The 19,774-nt window shown below is 71.4% G+C and carries 23 protein-coding genes, 1 tRNA gene and 1 pseudogene; 22 read left to right on the forward strand and 3 right to left on the reverse strand.

Features of this window, described 5'->3' with window-relative positions:
* Positions 1-311: 311 nt before the first annotated feature.
* Positions 312-1,424 carry a helix-turn-helix transcriptional regulator gene (locus ABZ497_RS06230; RefSeq protein WP_359803860.1) on the forward strand — a complete coding sequence of 371 codons (1,113 nt, stop codon included), beginning with the start codon at positions 312-314 and terminating at the stop codon, positions 1,422-1,424.
* A 596-nt stretch (positions 1,425-2,020) separates the two neighbouring features.
* On the forward strand, positions 2,021-2,575 hold the full coding sequence (locus ABZ497_RS06235; protein ID WP_359803736.1) for a hypothetical protein: 555 nt from the start codon (positions 2,021-2,023) through the stop codon (positions 2,573-2,575).
* Between the two features lie 61 nt (positions 2,576-2,636).
* On the opposite strand, the gene ABZ497_RS06240 is transcribed toward ABZ497_RS06235, so the two are convergent.
* Together ABZ497_RS06240 and ABZ497_RS06245 are read right to left on the reverse strand one after the other, a co-directional pair.
* Complete coding sequence (locus ABZ497_RS06240; RefSeq protein WP_359803737.1) at positions 2,637-3,389, reverse strand: glycosyltransferase family A protein; 753 nt, start codon at positions 3,387-3,389, stop codon at positions 2,637-2,639.
* A gap of 2 nt (positions 3,390-3,391) precedes the next feature.
* Entirely contained in the window at positions 3,392-4,180 is a 789-nt protein-coding gene (locus ABZ497_RS06245) for a GntR family transcriptional regulator (RefSeq protein WP_359803738.1), read from the reverse strand.
* A 488-nt stretch (positions 4,181-4,668) separates the two neighbouring features.
* On the opposite strand from ABZ497_RS06245, the gene ABZ497_RS06250 reads away from it, so the two are divergent.
* The 18 genes and pseudogenes from ABZ497_RS06250 to ABZ497_RS06335 all read left to right on the forward strand — a co-directional run bounded on the left by ABZ497_RS06250 (position 4,669) and on the right by ABZ497_RS06335 (position 16,567).
* Positions 4,669-4,956, forward strand: a complete 288-nt coding sequence (locus ABZ497_RS06250) for a hypothetical protein (RefSeq protein ID WP_359803739.1) — start codon at positions 4,669-4,671, stop codon at positions 4,954-4,956.
* The gene (locus ABZ497_RS06255) at positions 4,953-5,105 is read left to right on the forward strand and encodes a hypothetical protein (RefSeq protein ID WP_359803740.1); all 153 of its coding nucleotides are present in this window, start codon (positions 4,953-4,955) and stop codon (positions 5,103-5,105) included. The genes ABZ497_RS06250 and ABZ497_RS06255 overlap by 4 nt, the downstream gene beginning before the upstream one ends.
* Positions 5,102-6,079: a DUF2637 domain-containing protein gene (locus ABZ497_RS06260; RefSeq protein WP_359803741.1), complete on the forward strand. Its 978-nt coding sequence runs from the start codon at positions 5,102-5,104 to the stop codon at positions 6,077-6,079. Before ABZ497_RS06255 ends, ABZ497_RS06260 begins: the two co-directional genes overlap by 4 nt.
* Positions 6,076-6,420 carry a hypothetical protein gene (locus tag ABZ497_RS06265; RefSeq protein WP_359803742.1) on the forward strand — a complete coding sequence of 115 codons (345 nt, stop codon included), beginning with the start codon at positions 6,076-6,078 and terminating at the stop codon, positions 6,418-6,420. The genes ABZ497_RS06260 and ABZ497_RS06265 overlap by 4 nt, the downstream gene beginning before the upstream one ends.
* Before the next feature lie 4 nt (positions 6,421-6,424).
* Positions 6,425-6,802, forward strand: a pseudogene (locus tag ABZ497_RS06270) (RRQRL motif-containing zinc-binding protein).
* A gap of 50 nt (positions 6,803-6,852) precedes the next feature.
* Entirely contained in the window at positions 6,853-7,266 is a 414-nt protein-coding gene (locus tag ABZ497_RS06275; RefSeq protein ID WP_359803743.1) for an RNase adapter RapZ, read from the forward strand.
* Between the two features lie 15 nt (positions 7,267-7,281).
* Complete coding sequence (locus ABZ497_RS06280) at positions 7,282-7,479, forward strand: hypothetical protein (RefSeq protein WP_359803744.1); 198 nt, start codon at positions 7,282-7,284, stop codon at positions 7,477-7,479.
* Between the two features lie 98 nt (positions 7,480-7,577).
* Complete coding sequence (locus ABZ497_RS06285) at positions 7,578-9,779, forward strand: cell division protein FtsK (protein WP_359803745.1); 2,202 nt, start codon at positions 7,578-7,580, stop codon at positions 9,777-9,779.
* 149 nt (positions 9,780-9,928) lie between these two features.
* A complete protein-coding gene (locus ABZ497_RS06290) occupies positions 9,929-10,183 on the forward strand; it encodes a hypothetical protein (protein WP_359803746.1) in 255 nt (84 codons plus the stop codon).
* A gap of 39 nt (positions 10,184-10,222) precedes the next feature.
* Positions 10,223-10,411, forward strand: a complete 189-nt coding sequence (locus ABZ497_RS06295; protein ID WP_359803747.1) for a hypothetical protein — start codon at positions 10,223-10,225, stop codon at positions 10,409-10,411.
* A gap of 11 nt (positions 10,412-10,422) precedes the next feature.
* A complete protein-coding gene (locus ABZ497_RS06300; protein WP_359803748.1) occupies positions 10,423-10,635 on the forward strand; it encodes a hypothetical protein in 213 nt (70 codons plus the stop codon).
* Complete coding sequence (locus ABZ497_RS06305) at positions 10,632-10,904, forward strand: hypothetical protein (protein WP_359803749.1); 273 nt, start codon at positions 10,632-10,634, stop codon at positions 10,902-10,904. Before ABZ497_RS06300 ends, ABZ497_RS06305 begins: the two co-directional genes overlap by 4 nt.
* Entirely contained in the window at positions 10,894-11,892 is a 999-nt protein-coding gene (locus ABZ497_RS06310; protein WP_359803750.1) for a DNA cytosine methyltransferase, read from the forward strand. Before ABZ497_RS06305 ends, ABZ497_RS06310 begins: the two co-directional genes overlap by 11 nt.
* Positions 11,893-11,907: 15 nt before the next feature.
* Positions 11,908-12,105, forward strand: a complete 198-nt coding sequence (locus tag ABZ497_RS06315; protein ID WP_359803751.1) for a hypothetical protein — start codon at positions 11,908-11,910, stop codon at positions 12,103-12,105.
* A gap of 238 nt (positions 12,106-12,343) precedes the next feature.
* Positions 12,344-13,192 (forward strand): bifunctional DNA primase/polymerase, encoded by an 849-nt coding sequence (locus ABZ497_RS06320; protein WP_359803752.1) that lies wholly within the window; start codon positions 12,344-12,346, stop codon positions 13,190-13,192.
* A gap of 2 nt (positions 13,193-13,194) precedes the next feature.
* Complete coding sequence (locus ABZ497_RS06325; protein ID WP_359803753.1) at positions 13,195-14,670, forward strand: ATP-binding protein; 1,476 nt, start codon at positions 13,195-13,197, stop codon at positions 14,668-14,670.
* A 503-nt stretch (positions 14,671-15,173) separates the two neighbouring features.
* Positions 15,174-15,401 (forward strand): excisionase family DNA-binding protein, encoded by a 228-nt coding sequence (locus tag ABZ497_RS06330; RefSeq protein ID WP_359803861.1) that lies wholly within the window; start codon positions 15,174-15,176, stop codon positions 15,399-15,401.
* Positions 15,401-16,567 carry a site-specific integrase gene (locus ABZ497_RS06335; RefSeq protein ID WP_359803754.1) on the forward strand — a complete coding sequence of 389 codons (1,167 nt, stop codon included), beginning with the start codon at positions 15,401-15,403 and terminating at the stop codon, positions 16,565-16,567. The genes ABZ497_RS06330 and ABZ497_RS06335 overlap by 1 nt, the downstream gene beginning before the upstream one ends.
* Before the next feature lie 76 nt (positions 16,568-16,643).
* Here the strand turns inward: ABZ497_RS06335 and ABZ497_RS06340 are convergent.
* A tRNA-Arg gene (locus tag ABZ497_RS06340) sits at positions 16,644-16,716 on the reverse strand.
* Between the two features lie 312 nt (positions 16,717-17,028).
* Here ABZ497_RS06340 and ABZ497_RS06345 point away from each other — a divergent pair.
* Complete coding sequence (locus ABZ497_RS06345) at positions 17,029-18,570, forward strand: glycosyltransferase family 39 protein (RefSeq protein WP_359803755.1); 1,542 nt, start codon at positions 17,029-17,031, stop codon at positions 18,568-18,570.
* A gap of 159 nt (positions 18,571-18,729) precedes the next feature.
* On the forward strand, positions 18,730-19,698 hold the full coding sequence (locus tag ABZ497_RS06350) for a YhjD/YihY/BrkB family envelope integrity protein (RefSeq protein ID WP_359803756.1): 969 nt from the start codon (positions 18,730-18,732) through the stop codon (positions 19,696-19,698).
* Positions 19,699-19,774 lie beyond the last annotated feature (76 nt).

A 19,774-nucleotide genomic window follows, 5' to 3' on the forward strand; every position in this document is an offset into this window, starting at 1 on the left:
GACTCGCCACCTTCGGAGCGCTAGCTCCTCGCAGGCCCTGTGCCCCGCCAAGGATTCGCGGTCCTGGGGTGCAGGGCCTCTTCGTGCTGCCTGTCAGTTCGTCAGGTCCAGAGTGCTCCCCGACGGACTCCAACGTCCCTCATTTCCCGGTTTCAGGGCCACCGAAAGTGCCCCTAAGCGGCGCACTGCCGCTGGTGATGACCCTGTTCATGCCTAGGACTAACCGATAGGACCAACGGTTCGCGACCCCTAAACGGTACCCTGTGAACTTGGTCAATGAAGCTGCTGAGGGAGGTCCGATGGCCAGGGGGATGGCGGATTTTGACGGCGAAGCGCTGCGGCTGGCTCGGACCAGCCCGGGGCCACCTAGCACTCGACGCAAGAGGCGGTCTCCGATGACGGCGGAGGAGCTGGCCTCCGCCGTGGGTGCGACGAAGGCTCAGATCCTGGCCTATGAGCTGGGACAGCGGGTTCCTGAGCCGCAGCGCGTGCGTGCCCTCGCCAGCGCTCTGGGTGTGCATCCGGTGACCCTAAGTCACAAGAAGGTTGACTTTGGCAGCCTTGCCGAGTTGAGACGGGCGTACGGGTACAGGAGCAGTGATATCTGTGCGGCGCTCAATATCTCTGCAAAGGCTTATCGGAGATTTGAGACCAGTGGGATACCCCCAGTCAGGCGGCCCGAGCTCCCCCATGAGATCGCGGCGTTTTTGCGGATCCCCGTCTCACACGTGCAGATAGTGGTTGCAAAAACGCCGGCTGCCCGCGATCAAATTGATGTGGTGACAACTGCGTTGGCGAGGCTGCGAGAAGAGTTCGTCCAGGCCGAGGGGTCATGGATTGGACCACCAGCCGGGCACCGCGACGTACTTTTGCTCGCCAATCTACTCAACAGGTCTGCAGGGAGCATCTCAAGGCTGGTGACCTGTGTGCTTGAGGAGGAGCGGACGCAGCTGCTTCGCATTGCGCGTTACGAGCTGAGTGCGAGATTCGAGACGGATGAGGGCGAGCGCTTGAGGGCAGAGAGCACTCTCGATTTTGCCCAGCGCAGGTATGGCCGAGCGATCAAGGTGCTTCCGGCCAAGGTCGTACGCTTCGTTCGAGAATGGCTCCACTCGGACGCATGGTCAGCACTGGCCCAGCTCGTGGACGCGGATGAACCTGTACCTATCAGCAAGCTCGGGATCATGAAAGAAAGCCTGGACAGAGTGCCTTGGCCCATGATTATCCGGTTTGGGAGATCGGACGGCGAGGAAGTAGTAGCAATTACCGGCGAGGGCGCTAACCACTGCATTCAGTTCATGTCCTGGTATCGGGCGCTCTATCCTAGCGTGCGGGTCTCCGAACGAGCAGTGATGGCGCGGGCGCGGAGGACGGCCTTTCGCCTCCCGCTGAATCAGTCTGAATCTCCTGGCCCCGCCCACTGAGAACGAAGACGAGAGTGAAGCCGTGGAAGTTGCGACCATCGCGGACTGGTCAAACCCCACAGTCGAGCCGTCCGGGAGAAGATCAAGTACTCGCGATGTCGTCCAGCAGATTCCCGGCTGTTGGAGCACAGTTGTCGATTGGAGGAGGGGTCGCCCGGGGTGCGTCTCCAAGACGCCCGCCACGTACCCGCCAGCCGTGCTCTGAGGGGAAAGCCAATTCTCCGCCGAGGGTTGGCCGGTCAACCTACACGGCTTTAATCTCTAGGGCGGCCAGCGCGGCGTCCATGCTCTCCCTGAGGTCGGGCCAAGCGTCCGAGACCAGCCGGATAATGGCAAGAGGACCGCTCTCATCCCGGACCCAGCCGGAGCCTGCTCAACAGAGGCGAGCAGGCCCTCACGAAGTTGCCGCGCGACCTCCGAGGCGGGAAATCTGCGAAGACCGAGCACATCGGGCCGTCGAAGTCGAGCAGGATATTGCATTACGGCGCCCTGACCGGCGCCGAACTTGGCGCGGAAGTGCGCTCCGCTGCCCTCGGCGCCGCCCCTATGATCTTCCCTGATCTGGCCGATCCGCCAGGTGGAAAGACAGGGGACGAGTGGACACCATCACTCAGTTGGTCACGATCGCCGCCGTGTTGCTGGGCTCGCTGACGACGTACGCTACGAATCAGCTCGTAGAACGGAGCAAGCGGCGAGAGACCCGGCGCGTCCGGTGGGATGAGAAGAAGCTCGACGCCTACGCCGAGTACATCGGCCAGGTTCGTGCTGTGATCCACGCCAACGTGCTGCTCTATGAGGTCCGCGCGAGCATTCGGACGATGCCACGCAGCGAGCATGACCTGTCCATGGACCTCACCGAGGCCAACGCCGCCCAGGCGATTGCTTTCGAGCGCGTGATGCTCCTAGCTGGGGACACCGTGGTCGACGCAGCCCACGCCGTGCAGGAGGCAACGGCCGCGATCGGCTGGCAGGCCCGGGGGGTCGTGGACGGCACGTTGGAGGACTGGCGGATGCTGAACAGTGCGGCCTTTGCCGCCATCAACCAGTTCCACCAGTACGCGCGGGCAGACCTCGGAGTGAGCGGAAGCTTCGAGGGCGAGCAGCACTCGGCCCGGGGCCTCCTGCTGCCTGGCAGCAGAGCAGGAGAGTAGGAAGAAACGGCCCGGGGGCGGCAGCGAGAGCTGCCCGCCTCGGGCCGTTTTGCGTTCCGCCTTAGGCTTCCACGCGCCACCCGCCAAGCGCGGCAAGCGCCCGTGCCCGTGCCTCGACCACGGCCATCCGCGCCGACCGCTCGCCTTCCTGGACATGCGCGGCCTGGCTGGTGCTCTGCCCAGGCCACTTGCGATAGAGGAGGCCAGTCTCCGCCGAGAACCAGCCGCGGCTTACCGCGTCGAGCGCCATCAACAGCCCGGTGTCCTCCGAGGCCGGCAGGGCCATCCAGCCGCCGAGGGCGAGCACGAGGTCACGGCGAGCACAGAGCGTCGCCGGATGAACCTGTGCCCGGAAGTCGTGAGCTGTCCAGTGCTCAAGGACCGCCCCGCGCTCAATGGGGCCCTCGGGCGGGTCCTGGTCGAAGCCAACCGTCGAACCATCTGGCAAGAGGTCCAGCACCCGCGAGGTCGCCCAGCAGATCCCCGGCCGCTGGAGGGCAGCCAGGTCACGAGCGAGCGTGCCCGGCGTCAGCATGTCGTCGGCGTCGAGCACCTTGATGAACTGGCCTCTCGCCCTGGACAGGGCGAGGGTGCGTGCGACGCCGGCGCGGCCGTGGCGCCCCTGACCGAAACTGATGCGCGGGTCATCGGGAACGTGCGGCGTGACGGTGTCCGTCTCGCCGTCCTCCTGAATGACCCACTGCCAGTCCCAGCCTTCCGGTAGGTCCTGGGCCAGCAACGACTTGTAGGCGTCCGGCAGGTAGGACGCGGACGGTCCGTGAACCGCCGTGATGACGGAGATGACGTGGGTCATGCTCACCACCTTGTCAGCTTGGTCGTAAAGGTCAGTTCTGTCCGGTCGCCTGGCAGCACGACATCGGCCACTTCCACTACCCGATCGGTCGTGTCGATGCCGACCTTGCGCAGGATGAGCACGGACACACCCGCCGGCAGACCCAGCTCCTCAGCCTCCTCCGGCGTGGGAGGCCGGGCCTGGAACGTCTCCACTACCCGATCCAGCTCGATCCCTACAGTCCAGAGCTGGTTCTGCGTCCCGCCGGGCCACGGCTCCTGATCGTCCCGCAGGAGATCGGGATTCCCGGAGATCATGTCCAGCACCAAGTACGACTGCGAGCGGTTGAGGGGCGTGCGCTCCTCCTGGTACCTGGTCCGGTACGTCCGTTCGAGCAGCATCGCGCCCTCGGCGATGCCGAACACCTCAGCAAGCTCCGCCGACGCGGGCACCTGCTTGTAGTTCGCTTCGAAGATCAGATCGTTGACCGTGAGGCCGGTATCGCGCTCGGTGGCGCCCGTCTTCAATCGCTCAACCTCGGGCTGGCGCGCCCGGTCCTTCTCCCACTGGTGGCGCGCGTTGTCCCGGACGACCCTGGTGGGCTGCTTTCGCACGAACGTGCCTCGACCGTGCTGCTTCTCGACCAGCCCCTCGGCCACCAAAACACCGGTGGCCTGCCTGATGGTCGGAACGCTGGTGTCGTACTCCCCCGCGAGAGCTGTCTCAGCCGGCAGCCTGTCCCCAGGCTTGAGCTGACCTGCGCGAATCTTCTCCCGCAGAGAGTCTGCGATCCGCTCGTACACCTTCGCCATGGTGGCTCCACCGTCCTTGGTTGCGAGACTCACCCAGCATAAGTCCTCAAGAGGAGTTGACGACTACCTGAGCATCCGTCATAGTCATCTCAGCTCCTCAAGAGGAGTTGAGGACAAGACCTCAACATAACCCCTGAGGCGTGCTTGACCTGCGCAAACGCGTACGAACGCGCCCATCAATGGACGGCTACCGCCGGTCCCAGGGCGAAGCGGCCTCACGGGGCCATGGTTCCCGGCGCCTTGTCAGTCCGGAGGGCAGTGATCGAAAGATCCGCGTCTGCCTAAAGCGGGAGCACGCTCCCGAAAGACGCAACAGATCAACAACGAGTGTCTTTGGTCCCCGATCCACCGCTCGCCGGGCGGATCGGGGGTCATGGCTGCTCGTGATGTGACGAGTGGCTGGACCCAGTGAACGGGCCGCCGCGCATTCCTTGGCCGGGCGCGCGGCGGCCCTCGGGTCCACACCCCATCTACCAAGAGGTGAACCCGTGAAGTCGATTGTTGCAGGTCAACGGGCCGCTTCGGCCCGTGAGTTCGCTGAGCTGGCGCTCGGCGTCGACAACGCGCCGTTCGACGCGCTGTTCGGCGGCGTGGCCGGTGAGAGCCCGTCCGAGCGCGAGGCCCGCACCGACGTCGCCCGTGAGGTGCTGGCGGAGTTGTGGGAGACGGACCCGGAGTCGGCCGAGGTCGCCGCCGCTCTGCTGCGGTCCGCCCCGGTCCCGCTGCACCGTCCCCGCTCTGCCGGCCGCCGGTCCCGCTCGGGAGTCGCGGCATGAGCGCCCAGGTCCGAGAGGACGCCGCCCGGGCGGCCGCCGCCGCCGAGGCGGCCAGGATCGCCGCCGCCGTCGCGGCCGAGGCGGCCCGCGTCACCCGGGAAGCGGCCCAGCTCGTGGTCTCCGCCGGCCTGCCCGGAGGTGCCCGATGAGCTACTGGGGGAAGTGGTGGCTTGTCACCGGCCTGCTGGCCGTGGCGACGATGGCGTTCCGCGTCTCGTGGAACGCCCTGAAGGACATCGCGACCGCGATCGGGGCCGACCCGACCGCCGCCCTGGTCTACCCGCTCGTGGTCGACGGACTGATGGCGCTGGCGCTGGTCGTCGCGCTGGCGCTGACCGGTCGCGACCGCGCGTTCGCGCTGCGGGTCCTGGCCGGGTACACCGCCGCCAGTCTGGTCCTGAACTACGTCCACGGACTGGCCCCCGGACTGCACTCCGGCGGTCGGGTCCGGCTGGCCGACTGGGCGCCCGCCCACTGGGCGCTGGTCCTGCTCGCGTCGTCGCTTCCGGTCGGCTCGATCTACTTCGGGTCAGACCTCGTGGCGAAGGTCCTGCACGCAAAGCCCAAAGCGGCAGAAACCGACCAGACCACCGCAAACCGGTCGGGGTCTGACCAGCCCGGATCCGGGACGGGCGACGCGGACTGGCCGCTCTACGAGTCGGCCGACCCCGAGCCCACCCCGGCACCGACCGAACCCGTGACCACCCCGGCCGAGAAGCCCGCCGAGGCGGCTGCTGCCCGGCCGGTCCGCAAGCCGACCGGGACACCGACGGCGCGTCCGCGTCGGGCGACCGGGAGCGTGCCGACGGCGGCCCGCACCACCCGACCCAAGCGCACGGCGGACGAACTGCTCACCGAGGCCCGGTCGGCCACCACCGACTGGCCGGACGCCGAACTGACCGCCGACCGGATCCGGGCCGCCGTCCATACCTCCGCCGCGAACGCCCGACTCCTGCGCGACTCGCTCGCCGCCGAACGCGCCGAGCAGGCCGACAAGGCGACGGCCGAGGCGGAGCGGCCCGCGCTGCACGCCGTCCCCGCCCCGGCCGCCGACGACCACCCCGGCGCCGAGGACGACACCACCATCGGTACCACCAACTCCCCTGAGGAGCAGGCATCGTGAGCACCACCACCGCCATCGCCGCCCCGCAGATCAACGCGGCCGGCGCCCTGCTGGCCCTCCTCGCCGCCCACCCCACCCTGCCCACGCCGGAGGTCGACCTGCGGGAGCTGCGCGCCCCCGGCACCGGTATCGCGTGGGGCCTGCGCATCGCACTGCACGACGGCCTCGACCACTTCGAGCAGTGGCGCGCCGCCCTGCTCCTGGACCCGGCCGCCGTCGACCACAAGCAGAGCCGGGACGGCGCCCTGGCCTGGCTCGTCGTCGTCGGCTCGGCCTACGGCGTCCCGATCGAGCTGGTCGGCTTCTACGACCTGCCCGACCCGGACGACGAGAACGAGTAGCGCCATGGGACGCCCGCGCTTCTGGGACCCCACCGGCGGCCGGCACGGCGGCACCCCCACCTACCCGTGGCGGATGGCCCCGGACGGCCTGCTCACCCGCCGACAGCTGCGCGCCCGGGGCCTGCGCCCCGGTGGACAGCCCGTCGCCGGTCAGGTTCTCTGACGCTCCCGCCGCACCACCGGCGTGCGGGCCGCGTTCCTGTACCGGCTGGCCCTGGCCAAGCCCGTCCGGCCGATGACCCCCGGCCGGGCCGCCGCCCTCGCCAAGGCCAACGCCGCCCGCCGGACCTGCCCCGGCTGCGGCCGCGACGCCGGCTACGTGCTCCCCGCGCACCTCGGCACCTGCCTGCCCTGCGCCGACACCACCGCGCTCGCCGCCTGACTCCTCCCCCTCAGCCTCTCTCGCTCCACCAGCGAAGGGACCACCCAGTCATGTCCGTGACCAGCATCAACGTCATCAGCTTCGGCTACCTGCACGGCGCCCCGCCCCCGGACGCCACCCTCGTGCTCGACCTGCGCCACCACTTCCGCGACCCGCACGTCGACCCCGCCCTGCGCCACCAGACCGCCCACGACCTGCCCGTGCGCCAGGCCGTCATGGGCACCGCCGGCATCCACGCCGCGATCGTGGGAGCCGCGCTGCTCGTCGACGCCCTCGACGCCGGACCGAGCACCGCCCCGGTGACCATCGCGGTCGGCTGCGCGGGCGGCCGCCACCGCGCCGCCACCGTCGCCATGACCCTCGCCGATCGGCTCCGCAAGGACGGCACCCGGGTCACGCTCACCCACCGCGACCTGGACAAGCCCGTGGTCGAGCGCACCACCGCCCGTGTCACCTCCGCCTGATCAGAGGAGCGAGTCATGACGTTCAACAGCGGCGACGAAGTGCTGATCGTGTCCTGCGAGGACGACCCCCGGGCCGCCGGGCGGACCGGCCGGATCGTGGACGAGGTGCCCCCGGGGCCGCTCACGAACGGCCGGTGGACCGTCAACCGGATCGGCTGGCTGATCGGCCCCGCCCTGTGCCACGCGCACGAGCTGCGGCCCACCGGTCGCTAGCAACCCGCTCCACCCCGGGACGGCCGACAGCTTGCCGGCCACGCGGCCGTCCCGGGGCTCTTCCCCGCACCACAAGCGCAGTGAGGAAGGAAGCCCTAGTGAACCACCACACCCCCGGTGACGGGTCCGAGGACGACCTGTTCGCCCGCTTCGAGGCCGAGCTGGCCGACAGCGCCGACATCGTCGACCTCGGCAAGGCCCGCGCCGAACGCCGCACCACCACCGCCGTCGACGACGACCACGTCGACAGGGACGACGAGCCGCCGGTCTACGTCGACCAGCTCGCCGCCGGGCCGTTGCCCGTCCCGCCGGTCGGCACCCGGCGCCCGATCCTCCCGGCCTGGCTGCTCTCCCGGGCCGAGCTGAAGACCCAACTCGCCTACACTGCCGGGCAGATCGGTCACACGGCCGCGTACCACGCGGTCCGGTCCCCGCTCTACGCCGCCCGCCTCGCCGGGCGGGCCCCGCGCGGCACCGCACGGGCCCTGACGTTCCTGGGCCGGTGGACCTCCGACGCGGAGGGTCAGCCGCTGCGGGCGGCGGCCGCCCGCCGGGAGGACGCCGAGCTGTACTTGAAGCTCACCCGCCAGCGTGACAACCGGGTGCGTCTGCGGTCCCTGATTGCCCTGCTTGGCTCGGTATTCGGCCTTACCGCGGTTGTGGTGGTGTGGGTGCTGACCAGCACCGTGACCCTGCTGGCGCTGGCTTCCGCCGTGGTCCTGGCGCTCGGTGTGGCCGGGGCGCCGGCGGACGAACCGCTGATCGGCCGGGCGGTCGTGAAGGCGAAGGCGCCCAAACTCACCTCGGACATGGTGGTGCGGGCCCTGGAGTCGCTGGGCATCGGCGGCATCACCTCCGCCAAGTCCAAGGGCTCCGGCATCACCTTCCCCGCGCCGATCATGCGCGACGGCCCCGGCTGGCGGGCCGACGTCGAACTCCCCCACGGCGTCGAAGTCGCCGACGTCATGGGCAAGCGCGGTCAGCTCGCCTCCGGCCTGCGCCGCCCACTCGGCACCGTATGGCCGGAGCAGGCACCGGGCGAACACCCCGGCCGCATGGTCCTGTGGGTCGGCGACCAGGACATGGCCACCGCCAAGCAGCCCGCATGGCCGCTCTCGAAGAAGGGCACGGTAGACCTGTTCGACCCGGTCGCGTTCGCCACCGACCAGCGCGGCGCCTGGGTGACCGTGACCCTGATGTTCGTCTCCGGCGTCATCGGTGCAGTCCCGCGCATGGGCAAGACCTTCCTGCTCCGCCTGCTCATGCTCATCGCCGCCCTCGACCCCCGCGCCGAACTCCACACCTACGACCTCAAGGGCACCGGCGACCTCGACCCCGTCGGCGAGAAGGTCTCCCACCGCCACCGGGCCGGCGACGACGACGAGGACATCGAATACGCGCTCGCCGACATGCGGGAACTGCGGGCCGAGCTGCGCCGCCGCGCCAAGGTGATCCGCTCCCTGCCCCGGGACATCTGCCCCGAGTCGAAAGTCACCAGCAAGCTCGCGGACAACAAGAGCTTGCGGCTGCACCCGGTCGTCATCGGCGTCGACGAGTGCCAGGTCTGGTTCGAGCACCCCAAGTACGGGGCGGAGTTCGAGGAGATCGGCACCGACCTGGTCAAGCGCGGTCCGGCGCTCGGCATGACGTTCCTCGCCGCCACCCAGCGCCCCGACGCCAAGTCCCTGCCCACCGGCATCTCCGCCAACGCGATCCTGCGGCTGTGCCTGAAGGTCATGGGCCAGACGGAGAACGACATGGTGCTCGGCACCAGCTCCTACAAGCACGGCGTGCGGGCCACCACCTTCACCCGCTCCGACCGGGGCATCGCCTACTACATCGGCGGCGAGGGCGCCGACGCGCAGATCATCCGGTCGGTGTTCGTCGACGCCCCCGCCGCCGAGACCATCGCCCAGCGCGGCCGGGAGGCACGCGAGCAGACGGGGATGCTGACCGGCCACGCCGCCGGGGGCACCGACACCGCCCCGGCGACGGCCCCGGCCTACGACCTGCTCGCCGACGTCCTCGCCGTCATCGGCCCGGACGAGCCGAAGCTGTGGTCGGAGACCGTCGTGGCGCGTCTGGCCGAACTGCGGCCCGACGCGTACGGGCCGTGGGGCGCGCTGGAGGGCCGCGCGAAGGCAGACCAGATCGCCACCGCGCTCAAGCCCTATGGCATCACCACCGGGCAGGTGTGGGGCAACACCGAGGGCGGCAAGGGCGCCAACCGACGCGGAGTGGAACGCGCCGACATCCTCAAGGCCGTCACCGAGCGCGACAAGAACCGCGACGCCGGATAGCCCCGGACAGCCCCGAAACGGTCGCTAGGCCTAGCAAGCACCCTCGCTAGACCTAGCGACCCCGCTAGCGAGCCAAACATCCCCTGAACAGGGGCCTAGCACCTAGCGAACGCCCTGCTAGAGCCCCGGAAACCGTCCCGGAGGCACCCATGACCCCCCTGATACTCGCCGCGCTCGCCGCCGCCACCCTCACCGCACTCTGCTACGCAGCGTTGTGCGCCGCGCAGCCGTTCGGCGACTGTCGGCGCTGCGACGGGCTCGGCTTCCAGCTCACCACTGACCGGCGCGGCAAGCCCAAGCGCGGCAAGCACTGTCGCCGCTGCAAGGGCGTCGGCAAGCGCATCCGTCTCGGCCGCCACCTCTACAACGTGGCCCACCGCACCTGGACCGCCGGCACCAACTAGCCCCCATGTCCCGCACCGCCCAGCTTCGGGAGAGCGCTCATGACCGTCACCCTGTCCATCGCCCTGATCGCCGGCGTCATCACCGGCGTGCTCGTGTGGACCAAGCGCGTCGGCACCGGCACCGCCCTCGTCATCTGGCTGTCCGGCCTCACCGCCGCCTCCACCGGCCTCGCCGGACCCGTCAACGGCTTCCTCGCCGCCGTCGTCACCGCCGTCAGCAACCACTGACCGGCCCCCGGATGACCACCCCCGCCGTGATCCGGCCGCTCGCCGCCGTCCACCTGCGCGAGGCCCTGACCGCCGCCGCCAACGGCCAGGGCCCCGCCGCGATCGCCGCCCTGCTCCACATCGACCACGACTCCTGGACCGCGATCGAGCAGCGCACCGCCCTGCTCGGCACGACCGTCCTGGACCTGCTCGCCACCGCCGCACGAACCGGAGGGACCCCGTGAGCACCACCACCGACGCCATCGCCGTGGCCCTGCTGATGACCCCCGGCGCCGTACTCGGCGCCGCCGCCCTCATCTCCCAGCGCGGCGCCCGCACCGACTCCGCCGCCGTCCAGCTCGTGTTGGCGGAGTCCGCCGCCGAACGCGCCGCACGGCAGGACATCGCCCCGCCCGACGGGGGCGAGGGCGCCCCCGCCCCGACCACCGAGCGGCCCGCTGGGCTGGCCACCGTCCTGGCTTTCCCCGAGGGGCGGGTGCGACGTGCGGCCTGACACCACCGGCACCCGGCCGTGGCGCGGGGTGGACCTGTTCGCCGGCGTCGGCGGACTCGACCTCCCCGCCGCCGCGCTCGGCGTCCACGTCACCGGGATCGAGAAGAACCCGGACGCGTGCGCCACCCGCCGCGCCGCCGGCCTGGCCACCATCGCGGCCGACGTGCGCGGGTACGGCCCCGCCGACTTCCCCGACGCGAACGTTCTGCTCGGCGGGCCGCCCTGCCAGCCGTTCAGCGCCGCCGGGAACGGCGCCGGACGCCGGGCCCTCGGCGACATCGTGACCCTCGCCCACCGGCTCGCCGCCCGCCACCACGTCGCCCGGTACGGCCACGGCCCGCAGGACGACCTGATCCGGTTGGTCCTGGAGCCCCTGCGGTGGGCGCTGGACGCCCTCGACCGGGGCCGGCCGTTCGATGCGATCGTGCTGGAGCAGGTCCCCGCCGTCCTGCCCGTCTGGATCACCTACGCCGAGATCCTGCGCACCGACGGCTACGACGTCGCCGTCGGGGTCCTGAAGGCCGAGGAGTACGGCGTCCCGCAGACCCGCCGCCGGGCCGTCCTCATCGCCCGCCGCACCGGCCCGGCCGCCCTCCCGGCGCCCACCCACCGGCCCTACGCCAAGGGCACCCCCCGCGCCGCCGGGGGCCCGGACCTGCTGCCGTGGATCGCGATGGCTGACGTCCTCCCGGGACGCGGCCCCTTCACCGTGGTGTCCAACTACGGTACCGGCGGTGACCCCAAGGCACGCGGCCGGCGAACCAGCGCCGAGCCGTCCGCCACCGTCACCGGCAAGGTCAGCCGCGTGCGGGTGATCGCCGACGACGGCACCGAGGACCGGTTCACCTGGGCCGAAGCGGGCGCCCTCCAGTCCTTCCCCACCGACCACCCGTGGACCGGCCGGGACATCGGTCAGCAGATCGGCAACGCCGTCCCGCCCCGCCTCGCCCACCACCTGCTCACCGCCGCCACCCGCCCCGCCGCCTGAACCGGGAGAACCCGCATGGCCAAGCGCACCTACCTCGACCCGCGCCAGATGGGCGCCGACAACCCCGGCGACGCCGCCCGCCTGTTCCTGCTCGGCGTCCGCGCCGAAAGCCGCGGGAAGTCCACCAAGCGGCCGGAGAACCGCGCCGACCGCATCCAGCAGGACGCGATCGAGCGGTGGGACGCCAAGTACGGCGCCCCCGAGCAGGACTGACCAGCAGCAGCCTCGGGGTGGCCGCCCTGGACTGGCGCGACGCACGCCACTACGACCGCACCGGCGACCGCCCGTGCCGCTGGTGCGGTCGCCCCACCCCGCTGCGCGACGACCAGCGCAGACCCGCGCACAAGGTCTGCGCCGAGGAGAACGCGGCGAACGACAACGGCGGCCCCCTCCCGCCAAGAAGCGGGGCCGCCGCGAATCCAGCCCCTCAACAGAACTGGAGGCACCCAGCATGACCCATCCGTCCCCCATCCGGGGAGAGCACCTGTCCACCGCCCTCGCCCTGGCCGCAGACGGCGTGCCCGCCCTGCCCCTGCGGGCCAAGAAGGCCACGTTCGGTAACTGCAAGGCCTGCGAGAAGAACGTGTGCGGCGGCCGGCCGAACATGAAGACCCCCGGCCCCTGCACCTGCCCGCTGCCGTGCCACGGCTGGGCCGCCGCCACCACCGACCCCGACGTCCTCACTTCCCGTGCCTGGGCGCGGGCGTGGCGCGAGGCGGCGGGGGTGGCCTACCACCCTGGCGGCGCCGGGTGGACCGCCGTCGACCTCGACAACGCGGCCGCCATCGCCTGGGCGCGCGAGGCCCTGCCCGTCACCCAGATCGTGCGCACCACCCGGGGTGAGCACTGGCTCTACCAGGGCGTCATGCCCTCCTCCAACGGCGTGCGGCCCGGCGTGGACATCAAGTCGGCCATGCAGTACGTGCGGTGGCTCGGCCCCGGCGCCGGCCCCCTTACCGCCCTGCCGGACGTCGTGCGCGACCTGATCGTGAGGCAGCCCGCCCCGGTCCGGCCCGTGGCCGTGCCCGCACCGACCGGGATCGGGGCGTGCCCGCACCGCACCCCCGCATACCTGGCCCGGGGCATCGCCATGGCCGAGCAGCGCATCACCGAGGCCGCCAGCGCGGTGCACGCCACCGTCTACGGGGCGTTCCTCGCCGTGCTCTCCACGCACGGTCGGTGCGGGTGCCTCACCCAGGCACACACAGAGCGGCTGTTCGCCGCCGCGCAGGCCAAGGGCGAATCGCCCCGGCACTGCGCCGACGCCTGGGCCAACGCCCTGACCCGGCTCGGGATGTAGCCGTGGCCGAGGACGAGAAGGACCCCGCCCGCGAAGTCATCGCCCAGTACGCCCTGGCGCACTTCCGGTACTTCCGCACCGCCGACGGCGCCGTGTACTCGCAGCGCACCGGCCACCCGGTCGCCCGGCCCATGCGCTCCCAGGGCACCACCGGCAGCCACCGGCAGGAACTCATCGTCGGCCTGTACCGGGACGGGGTCGGCGTCTTCAACGGAACCGCCATCAAGGAGGCGTTGGACTTGATCGAAGCGCTCGCCATGTCCGAGGACGTGCAGCCCGTCCACATCCGCGTCGCCCCCGGATTCGACGGCGCGACCTGGCTCGACCTCGGCCGCTCCGACGGGCAGTCCGTGCGCATCCACCCCACCGGCTGGGACATCACCGTCCCCGACCCGCGAGAGGTCTGCTGGAAGCGCACCCAGCTCACCGGCGAACTCCCGCTCCCGGTGAAGGACACCGACGGCAAGGGCATCGACCTGTTGCTGAGGCTGACGAACTTCGCGAACGCCCAGGCCGAATGCCTGGCCATCGCGTGGCTGATCGGCTGCCTCGCGCCCGGTGTGCCGGTGCCCGCCCCGTTCCTCACCGGCCCCCAGGGCTCCGGCAAGTCCACCGGCGGCCGGATGCTGACCAGGATTATCGAAGGGATGAGCGGTGATCTGCGCCGGGCCCCCAAGGGCGAGGAAGACCTGATCGCCGCCGTCGCGGCCGGATGGGTTACTGCCCTGGACAACCTCTCCCATCTGGGCCCGGACCTGTCCGACGCCATGTGCTGCATCGTCACCGGCGCCGAGTCGGTCAAGCGCGCCCTGTTCACCGACGGGGACGTCCACCGCTCCGCCTACCGCCGGCCGCTGCTGCTGACCGGCATCGACGTCGGCGTCATCCGCCCCGACCTCGCCGAACGCCTCCTGCCCCTGAGGCTGGAGCCGCCCCTTGTCCGGCGCACCGAGGCGGAGCTGTGGGCCGAGTACGCCGAGGTGCTGCCCATCGTCCTCGGGTCCCTGCTCGACCTCACGGTCAAGGTCCGCGCCGCCGAGGCCGAGACCCCCACCGACCTGCGCATGGCGGACTTCGCGCACCTGTGCGCGCAGGTCGACGCCGCGACCGGCTTCGGATCGCTGACGGCCTACCGGGCCAGCCTGGACGACCTCAACGACGACGTCATCGAGGGCGACCTGATGGCGCAGACCGTCCTGCAGCACGCCGAGACCATCGCCCCGGGCCAGGCCCAGCGCATGACCTCCACCGAGTGGCTGCACTGCCTCAGCCGCCTCTACAGCGGCGACGAACTGCGTCCCGTCCCCAAGGGCTGGCCGACCACCGGCAAGGTGCTGTCCGACCGCCTCAAGCGCTTGCAGCCCACCCTCGCGGCCCGGGGCGTGCTCATCGACTCCGGCCGCACGAAGGAGGGCCGCTACCTCGAAATGGCCCGCCCGGCCGCCGCCGTCGAGCCCGAGCAGACCCGGCTGCTCTGACCGCTCACAAGCAAGAAGAGCACCCGTTTTCGCAGCGCACCGGGTGCTCTTCTTGCTGTTCGGCGAAGCCGCCCAAAGGGCGTGCCGCTTGCGGCTCCTTCTTCACGCCCTGAGGCACGCCAACTACAAGAACAGCCCCTCAATTTTCCTAAGCAGGAAGACGCTGCGTCACCTGCGTCACCCGGCCCAGAAACCGGCCCCTGACCAGCGCCGAAAGCGATGACGCAGACGACGGCCTCTGCGTCATCCTGCGTCACCTGCGTCACCGCTGCGTCATCGGATGACGCACCCGATGACGCAGCGGTGACGCACACCCCGACCCCTGCGTCACGCAAAACCGCAGGTCAGAGGCGCGAATGACGCAGATGACGCAGTGACGCAGAAATCCCCACCTAGGACAAACACGCGGCCCCGAGAAGTCCCCGGTCCCTGACCCCGGGCCCGTTCGCCAACCCGCAAAGGAGCAGGCCTTGGCCAACCACCGCACACCGGCCGCCCCGGCTCTGCCGGAGCAACTGCTGAGCGTCCGCGAAGTGGCGGAGATTCTTGGCACCTGGAAGACCAGCGGCGAACGCTTCCCCCGCCGGCTGATCGAGGAGCGACGGATCACCTTCGTCAAGATCGGGCGCCACGTCCGCATCCCGGCCTCCGCCGTCGCCGAACTCATCGCCGCCAACACCGTGCAGCCCATCACCGCCCGCCGCATCGCCACGAACAGGAACGCTGCCTGATGGCCAACAAGAAGAACAGCCGGCGCCGCTTCGGCGCCGTCCGCCAGCTCCCCTCCGGCCGCTGGCAGGTCCGCTACCGCGACCCGCTCACGGGCGCGCTGCGGCCCGACGAGAAGACGTACGCCACCAAGACCGACGCCGAGGTCAGGCTGAGCCAGCTCGAAGCCGACATCACCCGTGAGAAGTGGGTCGACCCGGACGCCGGGAAGCTGAACTTCGGCGAGTACGCCACCCGGTGGCTCACGGAGCGCAAGTTGGAGGAGACCACCCGGGAGCGCTACGAGACGGCGCTCCGGCTGCACATCCTGCCCACCCTCGGCCCGAAGTTCATCGTGCAGATCACGCCGCAGCGGGTGCGGACCTGGCGGACCCATCTGCTGGAGTCCGGAGTCGGCGAGCCCACCGTGGTCAAGGCGTACCAGATGCTGCGGGCCATCATGAACACGGCCCTCGACGATGAACTGATCAAGCGCAACCCGTGCCGGATCAAGGGCGCCGACACCTACGACGTCCCCGAGCGGCCGGTCCTGTCCGTCGCCGAGGTCTTCGCCGCAGCCGATGCCATCGCGCCCCGATGGCGGGCCCTGGTCTTGGTGACCGCGTTCACCACCCTGCGGTTCGGTGAGCTGGCCGCGCTCCGCCGGCGGGATGTCGACCTGGACGCCCGGCTTCTGCGGGTCCGCCGGAACCAGGCCGAGCTGTACAGCGGGAAGCTCTACGACAAGGCTCCCAAGAGTCGGGCCGGGTTCCGCCCGGTGGCCTTCCCGGCCTCGATCGTGGACGACCTCCGGTCCCACCTTGAGCATTTCGCGGGGCAGGGCCCGAACGGCCACATGTTCATCGGGCCGCGTGGGGGCCGACTGCGGCGGAGCAACTTCCGGGACGACTGGAGCGCCGCGAAGGCGAAGGCGAAGATCTCGCCGGACGTGCACTTCCATGATCTGCGCCATACCGGGAACACCCTCGCCTCGCAGAGCGGCGCGAGCACGAGAGAGCTCATGACCCGCATGGGGCACAGCACGGCGCGGGCCGCGCTGATCTACCAGCACATGACCAGCGACCGCGACCGGGCCATCGCGGACAGGATGGGCGAGATGGTTCGGAAGGAGCTGGAGAAGCAGGCCTCGCCGGAGGAATCTGGCACGGATGTGGCACAGGACGACTGACACTCCTGGGACAGCTAAGGCCCAGACCGGAGGGTTCTCCCCCTCTGATCTGGGCCTTAGCGCGTCTGCACTGCTGTGCCCCAGGCAGGATTCGAACCTGCGACACCGGCTTTAGGAGAGCCGTGCTCTATCCCCTGAGCTACTGAGGCGGGGTCGTTCGCGGTCGGGCGCGCGTGTGGCGCGACGACCGCTGACAGCCTAGCGGATCGGGGGGCGGCCACGCCGGGTCGGGCCGTCGGCCGGGCGGAGGTGGCGGGGTGTGCGGTGAGGGGAGTCCGCGTGCGAATCGTGTGCGGGAGGATGGAATCATGGGGAGGGTGCCGATGGTGCCTGGCGACGGGGCGTCACATCCTGCTCCAGTAGCCTGGAGCGCACCGGTGTTCCGGTGCGGGGCGTCGGTGCCCCCGCCGGCCCTGGCACGCCTGCAGCAACGCATCACCGCAAGGACGAGGCGCTTCACCATGACATCAGCCGGCAGACGGCACCCGGCCCTCCGCGTACTGGGCCAGGTGTGGCTCTGGCCGGCACTGGCGATGCTCTGCGTCGGCGCCTACCGGCTCGGGACGCCCGAGCTGTGGCGGGACGAGGTGGCGACCTGGACGGTGGCGACCCGCTCGCTCGGTGATCTGCTCGGACTGCTCCAGCACATCGACGCCAGCAACGGCGCGTACTACCTGCTGATGCACGGCTGGACGTCGGTGTTCGGCGACTCCGCGATCGCGCTGCGGCTGCCCTCCGTGCTGGCGATGGCCGGCGCCGCCGCGTTCGTGGCGCTGACCGCCCAGCGGTTGTTCGGCGGCCGGGTGGCGGCGATCGGCGGCGGGCTGCTGTTCTCCGTGGTGCCGCTGATCTCGCGGTACGCGCAGGAGGCCCGCTCGTACGCCCTGGTGACCTGTGCGGTCGCCGCTGCCACCTGGTTCCTGCTGCGCGCGCTGGAGCGCCCGTCGCTGCGGCGGTGGGCGCCGTACTGCGCGGCGATGGCGGCGGCCGGCGCCGGGCACCTGATCTCCTTCGCGACGCTGGCCGGCCAGCTGGCCGTGGTGGCGCTGCACCTGTGGCGGACCCGCCCGGCCACCGAGCGGCGGGTGCTCTGGCAGTACCCACTCGCCGTGCTGGTCGCGGCCCTGCCGGTGCTGCCGGTGGTGCTGCTGGGCAGCCGGCAGTCCGGGCGCCAGCTGGGCTGGATCGGCAAGCCGACCTTCTACCAGCTGCGGCACTTCGGTGAGCCGCTGTTCGGCTCGCCCGGGGTGTTCCACGTCTTCGCCCTGCTGGCCCTGCTGGCCCTGGTCCTGCCCGGGCGCCGCCTGCCCGCGCTCCAGCTGCTGCTGCTCGCGGTGCTGCCGGTGCTCGGCGTCTGGCTGGTGTCGCGCGGCAGCACCTCGTACTTCGTCGACCGCTACCTGCTCTTCACGGTGCCGGCCTGGGCGGCGCTGGCCGGCGGCGGGGTGCAGGCGGTCTACACGACGGTGGCGGCGGCCGCGCGACGCAGCCGGACGCCGGAGCAGGTCCGGGCCGCGGGCGCGCTGCTGGCCGTCGGGCTGATCGCGGTCCCCGCCCTGGTGGCGCTGCCCAAGCAGTCCTCGGTGCGCTCCGCGGGCTCGCACTCCTTCTCCCGCGAGCCGTACCGGGCGGCCGCCGAGCTGATCGGGGCCGGGTACCGGCCCGGCGACGGGCTGGCGGCTCCGCTCGGCGACCAGGGCTGGGCGATGGTCGGGCCGGGTGTCTCCTACTACCTGCCGAGCGACGTCCGGCCGTTCCCGGTCTTCGTCGAACGCAGCGCCCTCCAGGCCGAGGACCTCTTCCCGACCACCTGCCCCCAGGTGGACGCGTGCCTGGGGCAGGGGCAGCGGACCTGGCTGCTCGTCCTCGGGGACACCGCCGAGCCGCTGACCGCGATGCCCGCGGAGCAGGCGCGGGCCCTCCGGGCCAGGTACGGCCCGCCCGACCGGGTGACGCCGCTCGGCGGGGTGACGCTCGCACTGCTGGACTCCACCACGGGCTGAGCCCGGCTGCCGGGTCCGCCCGGTCCGGCGCCCGCGTGACGGCGGTCCGCCCGGATGCGGCCGTCCGGCGACCGGGTGACCATGGAGCACGGTGACCGGGGCGCCTCCGGCCTCCGGCCGCCCGCCCCTCGACGGTCGGGACTGCCCGGGAGGACACCTGTGAGCGAGCACCCGGCCGGGCGGGTGACCCGGCTGAAGAAGCGGTCGGCGAAGCTGGCCCGGCGCGCTCGCGAGCTGCCCGAGCAGGTGCCGCTGGTGGGCCGGGCGCTCGGCCACCTGCTGCGGGTGAACCTCCTCGACTGCGCGACCCGGCTGGCCGCCCAGGCCTTCCTGAGCGCCCTGCCCGCGCTCTTCGTGGTGGCCGTGTTCACCCCGGCCGCGGTCCGCGAGAACGTGATGCGCTCGCTCCGCAAGGAGCTGGGCCTGGAGGGTGCGGCGCAGCAGTCGGTGCAGCAGATGCTGCAGAGCAGCCATGACCAGGAGACCACGATCGGCGTGTTCGGCGCCCTGGTGACCCTGGCGTCGGCGACGGCGCTGAGCCGGGCGATGCAACGCGTCTGCGAGCGCTGCTGGGAGCTGCCGAGGGCGGGGTCGCGGGTGGTGGCCTGGCGCTGGCTGGTCTGGCTGCTGGTGTGGCTGGTCTGCCTGATGTTCCAGACGCCGCTGCGGGACGGCTTCGGCCTGGGTGCCTGGCTGGGGATTCCGCTGACCTTCGTCGGCGGGACGGCGATCTGGTGGTGGACCCAGCACCTGCTGCTGGTCGGCCGGGTGCGCTGGCTGCCGCTGCTGCCGGGGGCGCTGTTCTGCGGGGCGGTGGTGGTGGCCCTGGGGATCGCCTCCCGGATCTACCTGCCGCGCGCGATGGCGCACAGCGTGACGCAGTTCGGGCCGTACGGGGTGGTCTTCACCGGCCTCTCCTGGCTGATCGTGATGTTCGCCGGACTGACGCTGGCGATCGCGCTGGGCCGGGTGGTGTCGGAGGAGGAGGCGGTCGCGCACTGGCTGGGCACCCGGACCGAGCCCGGCGTCTGGGGCGGCGCCCCGCTCACCGCGGAGGAGGCGGGCGAGGCGGCGGGGGACGCGGGCGGACCGGACCCCGACGGCGCGGACGGACCGCGGGGCGGCTGACGCGCCTCGGCGGGGGAACCGGTGGCCGGTTCTCCCGCCGAGGGGTGTGCGAGGCCGCGGGCGGGCCGGACGGCCG

The sequence above is a fragment of the Kitasatospora sp. NPDC005751 genome (genome assembly GCF_040630835.1).
Taxonomy (GTDB): domain Bacteria; phylum Actinomycetota; class Actinomycetes; order Streptomycetales; family Streptomycetaceae; genus Kitasatospora.

Coding starts and splice junctions, on each gene's coding strand:
- ABZ497_RS06230 (WP_359803860.1), top strand. CDS start 312: ATGGCGGATTTTGACGGCGAAGCGCTGCGGCTGGCTCGGACCAGCCCG.
- ABZ497_RS06240 (WP_359803737.1), bottom strand. CDS start 3,389: ATGACCCACGTCATCTCCGTCATCACGGCGGTTCACGGACCGTCCGCG.
- ABZ497_RS06245 (WP_359803738.1), bottom strand. CDS start 4,180: ATGGCGAAGGTGTACGAGCGGATCGCAGACTCTCTGCGGGAGAAGATT.
- ABZ497_RS06255 (WP_359803740.1), top strand. CDS start 4,953: ATGAGCGCCCAGGTCCGAGAGGACGCCGCCCGGGCGGCCGCCGCCGCC.
- ABZ497_RS06260 (WP_359803741.1), top strand. CDS start 5,102: ATGAGCTACTGGGGGAAGTGGTGGCTTGTCACCGGCCTGCTGGCCGTG.
- ABZ497_RS06275 (WP_359803743.1), top strand. CDS start 6,853: ATGTCCGTGACCAGCATCAACGTCATCAGCTTCGGCTACCTGCACGGC.
- ABZ497_RS06280 (WP_359803744.1), top strand. CDS start 7,282: ATGACGTTCAACAGCGGCGACGAAGTGCTGATCGTGTCCTGCGAGGAC.
- ABZ497_RS06290 (WP_359803746.1), top strand. CDS start 9,929: ATGACCCCCCTGATACTCGCCGCGCTCGCCGCCGCCACCCTCACCGCA.
- ABZ497_RS06295 (WP_359803747.1), top strand. CDS start 10,223: ATGACCGTCACCCTGTCCATCGCCCTGATCGCCGGCGTCATCACCGGC.
- ABZ497_RS06300 (WP_359803748.1), top strand. CDS start 10,423: ATGACCACCCCCGCCGTGATCCGGCCGCTCGCCGCCGTCCACCTGCGC.
- ABZ497_RS06315 (WP_359803751.1), top strand. CDS start 11,908: ATGGCCAAGCGCACCTACCTCGACCCGCGCCAGATGGGCGCCGACAAC.
- ABZ497_RS06320 (WP_359803752.1), top strand. CDS start 12,344: ATGACCCATCCGTCCCCCATCCGGGGAGAGCACCTGTCCACCGCCCTC.
- ABZ497_RS06335 (WP_359803754.1), top strand. CDS start 15,401: ATGGCCAACAAGAAGAACAGCCGGCGCCGCTTCGGCGCCGTCCGCCAG.
- ABZ497_RS06345 (WP_359803755.1), top strand. CDS start 17,029: ATGACATCAGCCGGCAGACGGCACCCGGCCCTCCGCGTACTGGGCCAG.